Genomic DNA, 15,089 nt, shown 5'->3' with positions numbered 1-15,089 from the left:
GTGTGAGGTTGCCTTGAGCTTCTGGTCCCCATAACAGTAATAGAGAATGTCCCAAACTGTCGGCGGGGGTGGATACTGCCACTGTTAGGAAGTTACAGCCTTCTAGGTAGGAGGAGGCTAACCCGTGAGTGTACCAAGAGGTAACGAAGGTGGTGCCGGTCAACCAACCGCCTAGTGCTAGGAAGGCGCAGGGGAACAATAGTATCCCTGACCAACCTACGAATACGAAGCGATCGCGCTTGAGCCAGTCGTCTAAAACGTCAAACCACCCTCTACTGGGGGCGCGTCCAACTGCGATGGTCATTAGAGCAAATCTCCAAATGTTTATAAGTACAGGTTGTATCTGTATTATAGATGGCTATATAAAAGCCTTCCATAAGCAGAAAGTTAACCGGGTTGTTAACCTAGTTTACAATTTTTTACACACCTTTAATCATATTAGGTGTTAATCGCTAATTTTTCTAGGGGTTTTGTAATAAAAATTTATTTTTGATTCAGATGAGGTGGGAGTGGGGAGTGGGGAGTGGGGAGTAGGGAGATGAGGAGAAATAACCAATCCCCAGTCCTCAATCCCCATTTCCCTAGAATCAGTCAGCTGACGCTAAAATGAGTCCACAGTTAAATTTGATTATTGCTAAATGTTTACCATCGATTTAAGCATCAGAAACACTGCTTTCCCTATTTCAGTACAACGTAAGTCAGCAGAGGATGCTGAGGCTGTCTATCAGCTGATTTTGGCAGCAATACGCTCTGGTAACCCTGACATTGTGGAACTCAAGTGCGAGGGCAAGACAGAGAAAAAAATTGCTGTCCGCGCTAGTGAAATTTCTGGGGTGCAGATTGTTCAGAAAGATGGTACAACCCCTGGTGGTGGTAGGCCACCTGGGTTTTTCGCTGTAGCTGCTGAGTAACCAAGGTTGACAAATGGCTCAAGTGGGCATTGAGGTCAAGGATTTAAATTTCAGTTGGCCTAATGGAGAGAAAGTTATCAAATCTTGCTCTTTAGAAGTACCCAAGGGTGAGTTTTGGATGCTCTTGGGTACAAATGGCAGTGGGAAATCAACCTTACTTAGACTGCTGGCGGGGTTATTAGCTCCTGAGTTTGGGGAAATTCGAGTTTTGCATCCCGTTGGTTTTGTCTTCCAAAATCCGGATCATCAACTGGTGATGCCAACGGTTGGTGCTGATGTGGCTTTTGGATTGGTGGAAGAAAAGTTACCACCTGCTGCCACTAGAGCAAGGGTTGAGGAGGCGCTAGGAGCGGTGAATTTGCTTACCCTCCTCCGACGCCCTATCTATGCACTCTCTGGGGGACAGAAACAGCGAGTCGCGATCGCAGGTGCGATCGCCCGTCGCTGTGAAGTCTTATTATTAGATGAACCCACTGCCTTACTAGATCCAGATAGCCAGTTGGATTTAGTGGCTGGTGTGCGCCGCCTTGTCAAAAGTCGAGGTATTACAGCGCTTTGGGTGACACATCGATTAGACGAGTTAAATTATTGTGACGGCGCTTTCTTGCTAGAAAAAGGCTCTCTCGTAGATAGGGGTGAACCTCAACGCCTCAAACAACGTCTAATGGAGGTACACAGCGAAGCCTCTTAATTGAGTGCTGTTAGCAAGTAGCTAGGGTTGAGCCAGTGCTGAGTGCTGAGTTAAGTAAAAAGTACTCAGGCTTTCATGACCGTAAATTCTCCGCCGTTTATAGGTGGTTTTTTAACTCAGCACTCTTGATTTTCACCACTACTGAAAAAGAACTACAACGCGCCTTTTAAATAAAGGCGCGTTTTAAGTTGGTACGTCTGTCTTAGGTTTTAGTTTTGTGAGGCTGCCGTATTTTTTATTCTTTGTAGCATAGTGTTACAGACTATGCATCAATTATTATAAAACTTATGAATGAATTTTGTTAACTCTATAAAATTGTGATCAAAAACCATGCCCCGTTCCTTACTCCAAGCCGTTTTGTTAGTAGACGGCTACAATATAATTGGCGCTTGGCCTTGCCTTAAAAAAACGCGTGATAGTGTTGGACTAGAGGCAGCACGGGGTGAACTTGTGGAAGCGATGACTGGTTATAGTGCGTTTCAAGGTTATGCAACTCAAATAGTTTTTGATGCCCAATATCAAAACTCCTCTAGCAATAAAGAAACAATTACTGAGCTTTTATCAGTTTATTACACTGATTTTGGACAGACAGCAGATACTTATATTGAAAAATCCTGTGCGTCTATGCGCCAGCAAATAGCTCAATCTTTGATTTCTCGTGTAATTGTTGCTACATCAGATCGGGCACAGCAGTTGATGATACAGGGGTATGGGGCTGAATGGTTATCGGCACAGCAACTCTGCGGGGAAGTGGAAGCTACCGTCTGTCGGATGCGACAGAAGTATCATACGCGCAAACAATCTAAGAGTAGGTTTTTAGCTAATGCCATTGATGCTAAGGCACGGCAGCGTCTGGCTGAATTACGAATGGGATTGCAGTAGATATTAGTATTTAACAGTCTCTGCTTAAGTTCCTGAATGGGTTTTGGCTGCAAAAATTCTATAAATTAAGTATCTAAAAAAAATATTGGCGAAAGTACTTGCCAAATACTATTTTTAGCCCTAATATGATAAATCGTGAGTGGTCCTCAGTAGCTCAGTGGTAGAGCGATCGACTGTTAATCGATTGGTCGCTGGTTCGAATCCAGCCTGGGGAGTTTATCAATTTTGGATTTTAAATTTTGGATTCTAGATTATCCGTCAGGGATTTATGGTCGCTTGACTCGACTGTGACGTTTCTGAATCATGGGTCTTTTGGTGCTTGTCCGAAACAAGTGCTGGAGTTTCAACAAAAACTGCGATCGCAACTCGAACAGGAACCCCTACGCTTTTTTGGTAGGGAGTGGGAACCCCTGCTAGACGATGCCAGAAGTAAGCTGGCGATGTTTGTAGGTGCTGATGTCCAGGATTTAGTATTTGTCCCCAATGCGACGACTGGTGTTAATTCGGTGTTAAGGTCGCTGACGTTTTCACCAGAAGACGAAATACTCACAACCAACCACGAATATAATGCTTGCCGCAATGCACTTGATTTTGTTAACAGTCGCACTGGTGCGCGGGTGGTGGTGGCAAAAATTCCTTTCCCCATTGACTCGCCACAGCAAGTAGTGGGAGCAGTAATTGAGCGAGTTTCACTAAAAACACGATTAGCACTTTTGGATCATGTTACCAGCCAGACAGGGTTAATCTTCCCGATTCAAGAGTTGGCGAAGGAGTTGCAACAAAGGGGTGTAGATACATTGGTAGATGGTGCCCACGCACCTGGAATGATTCCCCTCGAATTGGAAGAAATTGGCGCAGCTTATTACACTGGGAATTGTCATAAATGGCTGTGTGCCCCAAAAGGAGCAGCATTTTTGTATGTGCGACGAGATAAACACTCAGAAATTCGTCCCTTAACAATTAGCCACGGCACAAATTCGCCACGCACTGATAAAACACGCTTTCAGTTAGAATTTGACTGGACAGGTACAGACGATCCTACAGCTTATATGTCTGTACCAGAAGCGATCGCTTTTATGGGTTCGTTGCTACCTGGTGGGTGGACAGAATTAATGCAGCGAAATCATCAGCTAGTGTTGCAGGGAAGACGGCTACTTTGTGAAGCGCTAGAAGTGCAGCCGCCTTGTCCAGAGGAGATGATTGGTTCAATGGCGGTTGTGCCAATGCCTGCGATGTTAGAAAACCACGATTTCATGTCTATACATGATGAGTTGTTTGATAAGTTTGGTATTCAAGTGCAATTGATAGCGTGGCAGGAAAAACCTCGGCTGTTGGTAAGGATTTCGGCGCAGATTTACAATACTTTAGAGCAGTATGAGTATTTGGCAAAGGTTCTAAAGGGGTTGCTCTCAGGTTAATCTAGTTTTAGGAAACTGGCGATCGCATCAAGGGTTTGTTCTGCACTCTTAGCAGTAAACATTGGCCCATTTGCCAAATAAATATTTTTCTCAGATACCACGTTTAAGGCAAGAGACGCGATGAATCGCCGTCTCTACAAATCGGTCTTTCGTAGAGACGGCAATTTATCGCGTCTTTGTGATGATTTATCGTATATTTGTGGTCTAGAATTTTCATCAAAAAACCTTAACCGAACTGTATTGAATGGGGCTTGTCATGATATAGCAAAAGCACATACCCAAAAAGCAGATCACAAAGACATTATGGGGCTAGTGGTATTCTTTTAGTTAAATTGCTGAAACTAGGATAAACGCTTTACATGACTTCTGGAGCGCTGCCTGACAATCCTTTTGTGGCTGCGGGGATGATTGAAGATCCCAGGCTGTTTGTCGGTCGTAAAGATGAATTACACGCGATCGCATCTCGGATGAAGGGCGATCAGCCTACAAGTATCAATATAGTTGGTGACAAGCACATTGGTAAATCTTCGTTGCTGCATTATTTCGTTCTGACTTGGCAGCAGCGAGTATTTAACACCAGAACTTTGAAAATAATTTACAGAATATGAATTCACTCGAACCAAGCGTAATTCGTAATTCGTAATTCGTAATTCGTAATTTGTAATTACCGCTTGTTAATTTGTTCTTATCACGATATTTGTTCTTAACATCACAATTTTCGTTATCAACACTACGATTTTTGTTACAAACACTACGATTTTCGTTACAAACAATACGTTTTCATTACCAACGCTACGATTTTCGTTACAAACAATACGTTTTCATTACCAACGCTACGATTTTCGTTACAAACAATCTGATTTTTGTTACAAACAATCCGATTTTGTTACAAACATCATAATTCTCGTTACAAACATAACGATTTCGTGCTGTAGTAGCTTGCTAAATTCAAATTAACTATGAAATATCACAGTCAGTAAAGGCAGGAATGCCAACAGAAAGCCATGCCAGGATTGTAATTGAGCTTCTGGGGTTGGTTCTGGTGGTGCTAATAGAGCTTCTACTCTTTGTTCTAAGCGATCTGCACCAGAGGAACCTAATGCAGCACAGCAAATTTCTGATAAGACGGGGCTGCTACTAACCACTAATAAAAGTGATTCCGCTAGCACTAGACGGTCTACCTGCAATGCTGCATAACCGTCAGCACGGAGTTCGCGCAAAGCTAAAAGTTCTTCCCACAAAGGCTCTGTATTCGGCAACCATGCAGTGCAGGAACGCACCCAACCCAGCCAGAAAAACCAGAATGTATCCCTGTAATGGTGATGCCCTTGCTCATGGGCTAAGACACTTTCTAAATGAGCGGGTGAGAGAGTTTGCACTAATCCTTGGCTAACTACTAGTTCTGGTTGCCAAAAACCAATTTGACCTGCGAACAGCGCTCCCGTTTGCAGCAGTCTGGCTCGTCTATCGCCAACATTCACTAGGGGGCAGTTACGGGCAGATTCTACAGACTGCCAACCTTGGAAGGCAAGTTTAATGCATGAAATGGCAAAAAATGCTAAATAAATTAATGCTAAGAAATAGCTAATTGAGCCTGTATACATGCCGCCCATTTGTCCTTGAGGCCCCATGAATAGCACAGCGATCGCAGTCATGAAAATTAACAAGGGTGGGAAGAGGAACAAAAATAGCGATCGCCCCCACCGCACCTTCCAATTACCTTGGCGTTGATTCCAAGCGGATCTTAACCACCAGGCAACTGCCAAAGCATTCAAAATCATTATTAGATGCATCATTTTTCCTCCCTGGCTTGGCGTGCAGATTGAATACGTTTGGCGATCGCTGCTATTTGCTCACTAGCTGCTTCATCTAGGCTATCGGCAAAAGCAGCAATAACATCGGGGTTCCCCACTGCCAGAAATCGCTGTAACTGCTCGTGAGCTTTGATGACATCTGATTGCTGCTTACTCAGCATTGGCCGCCAGTAGAATGCCCGCTCTTTCTTGTCGCAGGCTAGCCAACCTTTATCAGTGAGGCGACGTAAGACAGTGGTGACAGAAGTATACGCTAATTCGCGGTTGGGATCAGTGAGAATGCGATCGTGTACATCTTTTACTGTAGCTGAACCAAGTTCCCAGATGATATTTAAAATTTCCGCTTCCAAGGGGCCTAAAGATAGTTGTTTAGGGCGGTAATCGGGTAAAGGTGCCATAGCGATTTTTGAAGGGGAAGGGGAAGGGGGAGTGAGGGAGATGAGGGAGCAGGGGAAGAGGAACTATTGATTATTGACCAATGCCCCATGCCCTCTAACCGTAACTTGTTAAAGGTCTTTCTTGTTTTAGATTACAAGATCGTGCAGCAAGTCTGAAAGTCCAGAAGCATAAAAATGGCCTTTTTGAGTATTTATGTATTGAATGGGATACATTGTGCATTTTGATGCTAAAAAATGCTGTGGGATTAATTGTAACTGTAGTTAGCTAAGACAAGAAAGTTGCCAATTTAATAAGTTTTTTCTGGTAAAATACTTGTGGTAAGCTTGACCCACATTGGTGTCTGATAAGCCTCTGTCCAGTAGCATTGCGACTATTGGTAAGCGACTCCGTTGCACAGCATGAAAGTAAGTAGGCACATCTTGATTAATACAAATTACCAATTGGTTTGTCCAATAGTGCGAATATGCCAGCATTTCATCCAGGACAGTAAAACTTGTAGGGTACAAGGTAGGAAATTCATAGTCTGCGGCAGGGCATTCCGTGGACTTAAAAGTGAGCTTCATCGCCTCCTAAGCAATAGCCGGATTGGGTGAGAAGCCTACACTGCATTGCTTGCAATCAGTGTAGAAGTATGTCACTGACCGAAGAGGCAGGGGGCGGGGGGCTAAAAGCTTGGGGGAAAGATTCTGAAATTCCCCAGCAATCAAGGGTTTCAGAGCAAGTAAATTTATTTATGCTCAAGGGAAAAATATTTATTTCGAGCGGAAAGTGCCACGAGAAATAATGCGTCCTTGTCTTAGAGCCAATACATTTATTTATGGGGTTTTCCCCCTTGCTCCCTGCTCCCTGCCCCCTTTCCTCTTTTTTGACACCAACTAGGTAGAATGTTATTTGCGACAGTATTATTAAACTAGGTGTATCCAGCGCGTGAAGCTATTCGTATACCACACTCCTGAATTGACTCCAACGGGTAAAGCGCCAGAATGTGCGATCGCAGTCGATGTCTTGCGAGCCACTAGCACAATTGCGACAGTTTTGGCAGCTGGAGGCGAAGCTGTACAAGTATTCAGCGATTTAGATCAATTAATTAAAGTTAGCGAAAAATGGCCTTCTGAAAAACGTCTGCGGGCTGGAGAACGCGGTGGCGCGAAAGTAGCTGGCTTTGAGTTGGGTAACTCTCCCCTCGACTGCACACCAGAATTAGTGCAAGGGCGTCGCTTGTTTATCAGTACCACCAATGGCACTCGTGCCTTACAACGGGTACAAGAATCCCCAAATCTATTAGCAGCAGCCTTGATTAACCGGGCGGCGGTGGTACAATTTCTTCAAGAGTTGCAACCAGAGACAGTGTGGATTGTCGGTTCTGGTTGGGAAGGCAGTTTTTCTTTAGAAGATACAGTTTGTGCAGGTGCGATCGCTCATAGTCTTTTGCAGCAAACCCAGTTGTTACCGGAAGAATTAGCTGGTAATGATGAAGTAATTAGTGCGATCGCTCTTTACTCTCAGTGGCAAGATAACTTATTGGGATTACTCCACCAAGCTAGTCACGGCCAACGATTGTTGCGTCTTGACTGTCACGAAGATTTAAAATATTGTTCCCAAACTGATATTTTAGATGTTTTGCCAATACAACAAGAAACGGGAGTTTTGAAAAGTCAAAGGTAGAGACGCGATTCATCGCGTCTACCCAGAGGCGATTCATCGCGTCTACCCAGAGGCGATTCATCGCGTCTACCCAGAGGCGATTCATCGCGTCTACCCAGAGGCGATTCATCGCGTCTACCCAGAGGCGATTCATCGCGTCTGTAGGGAATAGAGAATAGGGAAGAAATTTAATTAACAATGCCCTATGCCCCATGCCCGATTTTCAAATCTTTAAGCATTTGCCGGAGTCTTTGTCGCCAATGGGGGGGATGTGTTTCTAAAATTGCTGAGATTTTTTCACAAGCAAGGACGGAATAGGCAGGGCGACGGGCTGGCGTGGGATATTCTGCGGTTGTAATGGGGACAATACGTTCAACTTTCAAAGGGAAGCCTAGCTGTTGTGCTTCTTCAAAAATCGCAACGGCAAAATCATACCAGCTAGCAACGCCGCTATTAGTGTAGTGATAACTGCCGCTAATTTCTGGAGTTAACTGGAGAATTATTTGGGCTATAACCGTGGCTATATCTTGCGCCCAAGTCGGGCTACCTATTTGATCGGCGACGACACGGAGTTCTTGGCGTTCTGCACCTAGTCGCAGCATGGTTTTGACAAAATTACTTTTGCCAAAGGTTCCATAAACCCAAGCAGTGCGGAGGATGAGGTGATGGGCGCAAGTTTCCCGAATTGCTTCTTCTCCAGCAAGTTTGGTTTTACCATAAATACTCAAGGGATTAGTCGCATCGGTTTCTTGGTAAGGGCGATACCCATTACCATCAAAAACATAATCGGTCGAAATATGAATTAGAAAAGCTCCTAATTTTTGGCTTTCTTGGGCAATAATTAGGGGTGCGATCGCATTAATAGCGCTAGCAAGTTCGGGTTCACTTTCTGCTTTGTCCACAGCAGTATAAGCTGCGGCGTTAATAATGATTTGCGGCTGTTTTGATCTGATAACGTTGCGGAGGGTATCGGGTTGGGCAAGGTCTACTGTTGGGCGTTGTACTGAGATAATATCGCCATAGGATGGGAGTATTTGTTGCAGTTCTTTACCCACTTGACCGTTGCTACCAATTAGCAAAATTGATTTAATCATCCTAATTAGTTTTCAAACTTACTTTTATGCGGAGTCATTTGTTATTTGTCATTTGTCATTTGTCATCCTCTGTCTTGAGTCTAATACCATTTCACTAAAAATCTGATACAGATGTAAACCCTGAAAGCATTGCTGTATCTAAGTTTTTTAATTGCGAATTGCGAATTGCGAATTGTGAATTGGTATAAGGGGTTGTTTGAAAAGTATTTGGCTGTGATTTTAGGTACTTATTGATCCCCCCTAACCCCCCTTAAAAAGGGGGGAACCGGAATCAAAGTCCCCCTTTTTAAGGGGGATTTAGGGGGATCTAAAACTTTTGATACCGACAATAGGACTTTTCAAACATCCTCTAAGGGTTTTGCATTAATGACCAATGACCAATGACCAATGACTACTTAATCAAATACTTCAGCAGTTCTCAAAGGTTTCCCGGCTTGGTCTTTAGCTGATAAAATCGGTGGCGCACTCAAAGGCCAATCTATAGCTAAATCTGGATCGTTCCATAGAATTGTGCGATCGCCTTGGGGTGCGTAGTAATCTGTAGTTTTGTAGAGAACTTCCGCTATTTCTGAAAGCACGAGAAAGCCGTGAGCAAAGCCTGGTGGTATCCACAGTAGGCGTTTGTTCTCAGCACTGAGTTCATGACCTACCCATTTACCGAAGGTAGTCGAACTTTTTCTAATATCTACGGCTACGTCAAAAATGGTACCAACAATAGCCCGGACAAGTTTACCTTGGGGTTGTTGGATTTGGTAGTGCAATCCACGCAAGACGTTTTGTTTAGAGTAAGAGTGGTTATCTTGGACGAAATTCGTAACAATACCTGTCTCTTGAGCAAATTTTTTATGGTTGTAGGCTTCAAAAAAGAAACCGCGATCGTCTGCAAATACTTGAGGTTCAAATTGTAGAACTTCGGGAATTTTGGTAGGTACAATGCTCATTAATATTATAAGTAATGTGCCACAGTGTTAATTGTGAGAATAATTTAACTAGTTCCGTGGGTTTAAGTCCCCCGGTTCAAAAATCATGCAAGTTTTGTGTTGGGGTTAAATCCCCATTACAAAACAAAATTTACGAAAGCGTTGCGGGGCGTTCGCTTTTAGCGTCTCTAAGAGTTGCCCATTACGAATTACGAATTACGAATTACGAATTATTTAATACTTGTATTTTATAGGTATTATAATAATATTTTGACTGTGGTTTTTCTTATTTTTAATAAATAATTCACGTTAGTTCAATTTGACAGTCATCGCCAATTAGAAATCGCAAGGCTTTGGGGCGACGAGGTGCAAGAGTCAATTGTGCCCTTTGTCCAATCACACTATCAATGATACGCTGATGAATTCCAGCAATTTTAGCACCTTCTAAAATCACGCTGTGTTCTAAATCGGTATCAATGAGTGTGGCATTGTTGGCAATACTACTATAAGGGCCAATAAAGCAGTTTTCTAAATGACAATTGCTACCAATGACAACTGGCCCACGAATTGTGCAGTTAATTACTTTAGATTTTGCACCAATTTGGACTCGTCCAATAATCTGACTTTGGGCATCGACTTCGCCAATCACTGATGCTGTCAGATAGGTATCGAGAATCAATCGGTTAGCTTCTAATAAGTCATCTTTTTTACCAGTATCAAGCCACCAACCTTGCAGATTGTACGCTAAAACTTGTTTGTTTTGATTAATTAGGTATTGAATAGCATCAGTAATTTCTAGTTCGCCTCTGGTGGAAGGTTGGATATTTGCGATCGCATCATAGATGAGGTGAGAAAAGAAATAAACCCCTACCAATGCCAAATTTGAAGGAGGAACTTTGGGTTTTTCAATTAACTGTAATACCCGTCCTGTTTCATCGACCTCAGCCACACCAAAGGCGCTAGGGTTGTCAACCGAATGTAAGAGAATCAAAGCATCTGGCTGTTGTTGGCTAAATTGTTGGAGAAAGTAACGTAACTCACCTAGTTGAATCAGGTTATCGCCCAAGTACATGACAAAGGGAGAATCTCCTAAAAAGGGACGGGCGACTTGGACGGCGTGAGCAAGTCCGGCTGGCTGGTCTTGTACGATATAGGTGATGTTTGCTCCAAAGTATTCTCCATTTCCGGTTTTTGCTTGGACTTCTGCTCCAGTTTCCGGGCTGATAATGATGCCAATATCAGTAATACCAGCAGCGACCATTTCTTCAATGCCGTACCATAAAACAGGTTTATTAGCAACTGGTACAAGTTGTTTTGCTCCGCTATAAGTGAGGGGACGTAGGCGTGTACCTTTCCCACCTGAGAGAATTAGTGCTTTCATTGGGATTGAGGATTAGTTATCAGAAAAATGGGTTTAAAACCCCGTGCTAGAAGCACGGCTTTAAATAGTCCCCGTCCTTAAGGACGGGGTCTTAATTTGGGATTTCTTGCAGAATATCGGATAGAATGTATGAATGACACAAAAAGCATTCAAGTACCGATTCTATCCAACTTCTGAGCAAGAAACCTTGCTCAGAAGAACGATGGGTTGCGCTCGATTAGTTTACAACCGCGCTCTTGCTGCAAGGACAGAAGCATGGTATGAACGACACGAGCGAGTCGGATACGAAAAAACTTCGCTCTTGCTGACTAGTTGGAAAAAGCAAGAAGACTTGCAGTTTTTGAATGAAGTTAGCAGTGTGCCATTGCAGCAAGGATTAAGACATTTACAAACTGCTTTTACTAATTTCTTCGCGGGACGGGCAAAATACCCAAACTTTAAGAAAAAGCATCATGGTGGGAATGCTGAATTTACTAAGGCTGCTTTCAAGTGGAAAGATGGCAAAGTATTTTTAGCCAAATGCGCTCAACCATTAGATATCCGATGGAGTCGGCAACTGCCAGAAAGTGCAGAGCCATCCACAATTACGGTAAAACTTTCGCCTTCTCGACGGTGGACAGTTTCAATGCTGGTGGATGAAGGAATCGAAACATTACCTGAGTCCCCTAATCAAATTGGTTTGGATTTGGGTATTACTAGTTTGATTGCTTTGAGCAATGGCGAGAAGGTTGCTAACCCGAAAGTGTTCAAGACTAAGCGGCGGAAATTGCGGAAAGCTCAAAAAGCTCTTAGCCGCAAGAAAAAGGGATCTAACAATCGCCATAAAGCACGGCTTAAAGTTGCTATTGTCCACGCAGAAATTAGTGATGCGCGAAATGATTTTCTCCACAAATTGACAACTCGATTGGTTCGAGAAAACCAAACGATTGCAGTCGAGGATTTGTCTGTGAAGAATATGGTCAAAAATAGGAAACTTGCTATGCCGATTAGTGATGCTAGCTGGGGTGAACTAGTTAGGCAGCTTGAATATAAGTGCGATTGGTATGGTCGTAAGTTCGTCAAGATTGACCGATGGTTTCCTAGTTCAAAACGCTGTGGGAACTGCGGACACATTGTTGATAATGGGACTTAGACAAAAAACACCCAGAAAAAAGCCTCAAATCTATATACAGAAAGACTTTGACATCGTTTTGCTTAGTTTATTGATATATCTGGGTTTGAGCCATTTTTGAGCATTTGGTGTATTTCCCTTACCCTGAATGGGTTTGAGGCTTGTTTATCCCTCAAAAATGTTTAAGTCCCGATAAGCTGCCTCTGAATATCAGAGAGTGGAATTGCCCTAACTGTGGGACACACCACGACAGAGACATTAACGCTAGTAAGAATATTTTGGCTGCGGGACTCGCAGTTTCAGTCTGTGGAGCGAACATAAGACCTGATAGGGTGTTTCCCCTATTGGGCAGTTGCAAAAAACCAGCAATGGAAAGAAACAGAAACCTAAGTCGTGAGTCTTAGGAATCCCCGCCCTAAAGGGCGGGGAGGATGTCAAAAATAACGGGATAAAACTTCGCCGGTTGCTTTTCCTGTTTTTTCCCAACTGAATTGTTGAGAGTGAGCGATACCTTGGCTAGAAAGGCGCGATCGCAACCCCAAATCAGTTGCAACAACCTGCATTGCCTCTGTAATTTCTCCGATGTTGTAGGGATTGATCAGAATCGCCGCATCGCCAGTTACTTCTGGTAAGGAGGAAAGATTGGAGGTAATGACGGGAGTACCACAAGCCATCGCTTCCAGGACAGGTAAACCAAAACCCTCCCAGAGACTGGGGAAGACAAGTGCGATCGCCTGATTGATGATTTTTGGCAATTCGCTGTAAGGCATATAGTCTAGGAACTTTACTTGATTAGTTATACCTAGTTCTGCAACTTGCGCTTTTAAAACTGGGGTATAACGGCGATCGCTTGGCCCTACTAACCACAGTTCATAGTCTTTACAGTTAGGTAACGCAGCAAAGGCGGCGATGAGTCGCTGGAGATTTTTGTAGGGGTTTTGGCGTCCAATGTAGAGAAAATAGTTGCAAGTAGGTAGATTTAGAGGGGAGAAGTGAGTGCGATCGTGAGCGAGGGGGATGGGGGTAATTTTGCTCGCTGGAATTTGGTAAAAATCAGTAATGTCCTTAGCCGTGGACTGGGAGTTGCAGATGATGTGTAGTACTTGGTTGAGGACTTGGGGAATGTAGTAGCGGTGGTAGGGTGTTAGCGGTGAGAAACGTTTGGGAAAGCGCAACGGGATAAAGTCGTGAACCATGACGATACTACGACAGTTAGAATAAAGGGGCGCTTCCGGGAGCGGGGAAAATAATAGATGGGATTTTAGCTGTCTATAGATTTGTGGAAGTTGAAGTTGAGTCCAGACAAGGCGTTTTAAATGACCTTTTGCCCCTTGTTCTGCGGTTTGGTTAGGGGGAACTGGGTAGCAGTTATAACCAGGAATATTCTGGAAGACTAGAAGTGTGGGATAAAGTTGTTGTAAGTGAGGTAACAGGTTGAGAGCGTAGGTAGTGATGCCAGTAGGTCGAGTTAAGAGAAATGAGAAATTAATTAGTAAGTGATTTTGCACGTTCTAAGTCAATACAGTTCAGTTAAGTATTTATTTCTTCTCTCAGTGCCGCGCCAGTTGCTTCAAGTCGGGGAACCCGCCCAACGCACTGGCTTCTCTGCGCCTCTGTGGTTCGTTAAAAAACTTGACTTTGCTTAAAAGGTTTTAGCCTTAACCCAAGCGTATTGCGTTCTAAGTTTATTTCCAGATCGAGTCTTTTGTAAGTAAGTGAACAATCTTTGACGCTGCTAGTCCCCCGCCGTAAAGTCCATCTGGAACTTCGCTGCTAGAAAAACTCACAAACCCATCCAATATACCATTAGCAACAGTTGGCGCATCCAGTGGCGGCACTAGGCGGTTCCAGCCCAACTCTACCAGTTCTACCCACTCCGTTTCTTCTCGCAAAGTTATACAAGGCACTCGATAGAAAAAGGCTTCTTTCTGAACGCCACCGGAGTCGGTCGCTATGAGTCTGGCGTTTTTCTCCAACATCACCATATCTAAATATCCCACTGGCTCTATTAATTGCAGGGACTTGCCTACATCTTCGAGCAACCCTTCTCTTAACAAAGCTGCACGGGTGCGGGGATGGAGCGGCAATACCACTGGTATATTCTGGGTAACAGCCGTAAGCCCCATAAAAATTGCCCGTAGTCGTGCTGGGTTATCAGTATTCTCTGCCCGGTGAATGGTTGCTAACAGATATTTTTGGGAACTCAACCCCAAATGTTCCAAAATGGAGCTTTTCTGCTCTGCTTTAACTCCGTAGTCAAGAGCAGCGTCATACATCACATCCCCGACTAGGTGAATTTTCTGCTGAGAAATTCCCTCTTGATTGAGGTTTGCTACAGCCGCCGCAGTGGGAGCAAACAGTAGGTCTGCGGTATGATCAGTCAGAACTCGATTGATTTCCTCAGGCATCCGCCGATTGAACGATCGCAAACCTGCTTCAACATGAGCCACACTTATATGAAGCTTAACTGCGGCGATCGCTCCTGCCAAAGTAGAATTCGTATCTCCGTAGACTAGCACCCAATCTGGCGATTCTTGCAGCAGGACTTGTTCAATTGCCTCTAACATCCGTCCAGTTTGAGCACCATGAGTGTAAGAGCCAATACCCAAATGGTAGTTAGGTGTAGCAATTTCTAACTCTTGGAAAAAAACATCAGACATATTCTCATCGTAATGCTGACCCGTGTGAACCAACACTTCCTGAATTTCTAGATGAGAGTTGAGAGAGCGAGAAATTGCTGCTGCCTTAATAAACTGGGGACGAGCGCCAACTATTGTCAAAATTTTCATCTAAACCTCCCAGGAGACCCCCACTATATCGGTAC

Annotated in this window: 16 protein-coding genes, 1 tRNA gene and 1 pseudogene; 9 read left to right on the top strand and 9 right to left on the bottom strand. The window is 43.8% G+C overall.

Annotated elements, in window-relative coordinates:
* Positions 1-304, bottom strand: a pseudogene (locus LC653_RS10030) (photosystem II D2 protein (photosystem q(a) protein)); the annotation flags it as partial.
* Positions 305-638: 334 nt separating this feature from the next.
* Between LC653_RS10030 and LC653_RS10025 the strand changes: the two are divergent.
* From LC653_RS10025 to LC653_RS10000, 6 genes are all read left to right on the top strand, one after another.
* Positions 639-911, top strand: coding sequence for a UPF0367 protein family (locus LC653_RS10025; RefSeq protein ID WP_012410874.1), 273 nt, complete (start codon positions 639-641; stop codon positions 909-911).
* Between the two features lie 13 nt (positions 912-924).
* Entirely contained in the window at positions 925-1,602 is a 678-nt protein-coding gene (locus LC653_RS10020; RefSeq protein WP_229494334.1) for an ABC transporter ATP-binding protein, read from the top strand.
* 330 nt (positions 1,603-1,932) lie between these two features.
* Positions 1,933-2,484 (top strand): NYN domain-containing protein, encoded by a 552-nt coding sequence (locus LC653_RS10015; protein ID WP_229489475.1) that lies wholly within the window; start codon positions 1,933-1,935, stop codon positions 2,482-2,484.
* Between the two features lie 143 nt (positions 2,485-2,627).
* Positions 2,628-2,699, top strand: a tRNA-Asn gene (locus tag LC653_RS10010).
* 24 nt (positions 2,700-2,723) lie between these two features.
* Positions 2,724-3,902, top strand: a complete 1,179-nt coding sequence (locus tag LC653_RS10005) for an aminotransferase class V-fold PLP-dependent enzyme (protein ID WP_229494333.1) — start codon at positions 2,724-2,726, stop codon at positions 3,900-3,902.
* 359 nt (positions 3,903-4,261) lie between these two features.
* Entirely contained in the window at positions 4,262-4,510 is a 249-nt protein-coding gene (locus LC653_RS10000; RefSeq protein ID WP_229494332.1) for an ATP-binding protein, read from the top strand.
* Between the two features lie 345 nt (positions 4,511-4,855).
* Here LC653_RS10000 and LC653_RS09995 read toward each other — a convergent pair whose 3' ends face one another.
* The 3 genes from LC653_RS09995 to LC653_RS09985 form a co-directional block, all read right to left on the bottom strand.
* A complete protein-coding gene (locus LC653_RS09995; RefSeq protein WP_229494338.1) occupies positions 4,856-5,695 on the bottom strand; it encodes a M56 family metallopeptidase in 840 nt (279 codons plus the stop codon).
* A complete protein-coding gene (locus tag LC653_RS09990; RefSeq protein WP_229494331.1) occupies positions 5,695-6,114 on the bottom strand; it encodes a BlaI/MecI/CopY family transcriptional regulator in 420 nt (139 codons plus the stop codon). Before LC653_RS09990 ends, LC653_RS09995 begins: the two co-directional genes overlap by 1 nt.
* Before the next feature lie 261 nt (positions 6,115-6,375).
* The gene (locus LC653_RS09985) at positions 6,376-6,678 is read right to left on the bottom strand and encodes a hypothetical protein (RefSeq protein WP_229494330.1); all 303 of its coding nucleotides are present in this window, start codon (positions 6,676-6,678) and stop codon (positions 6,376-6,378) included.
* A gap of 364 nt (positions 6,679-7,042) precedes the next feature.
* Here LC653_RS09985 and LC653_RS09980 point away from each other — a divergent pair, with 364 nt between their 5' ends.
* A complete protein-coding gene (locus tag LC653_RS09980; protein WP_229494329.1) occupies positions 7,043-7,780 on the top strand; it encodes a 2-phosphosulfolactate phosphatase family protein in 738 nt (245 codons plus the stop codon).
* Between the two features lie 182 nt (positions 7,781-7,962).
* Here the strand turns inward: LC653_RS09980 and rfbD are convergent, their stop codons facing one another.
* From rfbD to LC653_RS09965, 3 genes are all read right to left on the bottom strand, one after another.
* The gene (rfbD, locus tag LC653_RS09975; RefSeq protein WP_229494328.1) at positions 7,963-8,853 is read right to left on the bottom strand and encodes a dTDP-4-dehydrorhamnose reductase; all 891 of its coding nucleotides are present in this window, start codon (positions 8,851-8,853) and stop codon (positions 7,963-7,965) included.
* Positions 8,854-9,248: 395 nt separating this feature from the next.
* Positions 9,249-9,794 (bottom strand): dTDP-4-dehydrorhamnose 3,5-epimerase, encoded by a 546-nt coding sequence (rfbC, locus tag LC653_RS09970; protein WP_229494327.1) that lies wholly within the window; start codon positions 9,792-9,794, stop codon positions 9,249-9,251.
* Positions 9,795-10,077: 283 nt separating this feature from the next.
* Positions 10,078-11,154 (bottom strand): glucose-1-phosphate thymidylyltransferase, encoded by a 1,077-nt coding sequence (locus tag LC653_RS09965; protein WP_229494326.1) that lies wholly within the window; start codon positions 11,152-11,154, stop codon positions 10,078-10,080.
* 133 nt (positions 11,155-11,287) lie between these two features.
* Between LC653_RS09965 and LC653_RS09960 the strand changes: the two genes are divergently transcribed.
* Together LC653_RS09960 and LC653_RS09955 are read left to right on the top strand one after the other, a co-directional pair.
* Positions 11,288-12,286 carry an RNA-guided endonuclease InsQ/TnpB family protein gene (locus tag LC653_RS09960; RefSeq protein ID WP_229494325.1) on the top strand — a complete coding sequence of 333 codons (999 nt, stop codon included), beginning with the start codon at positions 11,288-11,290 and terminating at the stop codon, positions 12,284-12,286.
* 140 nt (positions 12,287-12,426) lie between these two features.
* Positions 12,427-12,669, top strand: a complete 243-nt coding sequence (locus tag LC653_RS09955) for a zinc ribbon domain-containing protein (protein ID WP_372478144.1) — start codon at positions 12,427-12,429, stop codon at positions 12,667-12,669.
* Positions 12,670-12,699: 30 nt separating this feature from the next.
* On the opposite strand, the gene LC653_RS09950 is transcribed toward LC653_RS09955, so the two are convergent.
* Together LC653_RS09950 and wecB are read right to left on the bottom strand one after the other, a co-directional pair.
* Entirely contained in the window at positions 12,700-13,773 is a 1,074-nt protein-coding gene (locus tag LC653_RS09950) for a glycosyltransferase family 4 protein (RefSeq protein ID WP_229494324.1), read from the bottom strand.
* 177 nt (positions 13,774-13,950) lie between these two features.
* A complete protein-coding gene (gene wecB / locus LC653_RS09945) occupies positions 13,951-15,054 on the bottom strand; it encodes a non-hydrolyzing UDP-N-acetylglucosamine 2-epimerase (RefSeq protein ID WP_229494323.1) in 1,104 nt (367 codons plus the stop codon).
* Positions 15,055-15,089: the final 35 nt, after the last annotated feature.

Origin of the sequence: Nostoc mirabile CHAB5784, assembly GCF_020829645.1 — a bacterium.
Lineage (GTDB): Bacteria > Cyanobacteriota > Cyanobacteriia > Cyanobacteriales > Nostocaceae > Nostoc > Nostoc mirabile.
The sequence above is the reverse complement of the archived record's forward strand: the minus strand, read 5'-3'. Positions and strand labels throughout refer to the sequence as shown.

What these genes read in the sequence shown, in the direction of transcription:
- LC653_RS10025 (WP_012410874.1), top strand. Translation starts at nt 639, where the DNA reads ATGTTTACCATCGATTTAAGCATCAGAAACACTGCTTTCCCTATTTCA.
- LC653_RS10020 (WP_229494334.1), top strand. Translation starts at nt 925, where the DNA reads ATGGCTCAAGTGGGCATTGAGGTCAAGGATTTAAATTTCAGTTGGCCT.
- LC653_RS10015 (WP_229489475.1), top strand. Translation starts at nt 1,933, where the DNA reads ATGCCCCGTTCCTTACTCCAAGCCGTTTTGTTAGTAGACGGCTACAAT.
- LC653_RS10000 (WP_229494332.1), top strand. Translation starts at nt 4,262, where the DNA reads ATGACTTCTGGAGCGCTGCCTGACAATCCTTTTGTGGCTGCGGGGATG.
- LC653_RS09995 (WP_229494338.1), bottom strand. Translation starts at nt 5,695, where the DNA reads ATGCATCTAATAATGATTTTGAATGCTTTGGCAGTTGCCTGGTGGTTA.
- LC653_RS09990 (WP_229494331.1), bottom strand. Translation starts at nt 6,114, where the DNA reads ATGGCACCTTTACCCGATTACCGCCCTAAACAACTATCTTTAGGCCCC.
- LC653_RS09985 (WP_229494330.1), bottom strand. Translation starts at nt 6,678, where the DNA reads ATGAAGCTCACTTTTAAGTCCACGGAATGCCCTGCCGCAGACTATGAA.
- rfbD (WP_229494328.1), bottom strand. Translation starts at nt 8,853, where the DNA reads ATGATTAAATCAATTTTGCTAATTGGTAGCAACGGTCAAGTGGGTAAA.
- rfbC (WP_229494327.1), bottom strand. Translation starts at nt 9,794, where the DNA reads ATGAGCATTGTACCTACCAAAATTCCCGAAGTTCTACAATTTGAACCT.
- LC653_RS09965 (WP_229494326.1), bottom strand. Translation starts at nt 11,154, where the DNA reads ATGAAAGCACTAATTCTCTCAGGTGGGAAAGGTACACGCCTACGTCCC.
- LC653_RS09960 (WP_229494325.1), top strand. Translation starts at nt 11,288, where the DNA reads ATGACACAAAAAGCATTCAAGTACCGATTCTATCCAACTTCTGAGCAA.
- wecB (WP_229494323.1), bottom strand. Translation starts at nt 15,054, where the DNA reads ATGAAAATTTTGACAATAGTTGGCGCTCGTCCCCAGTTTATTAAGGCA.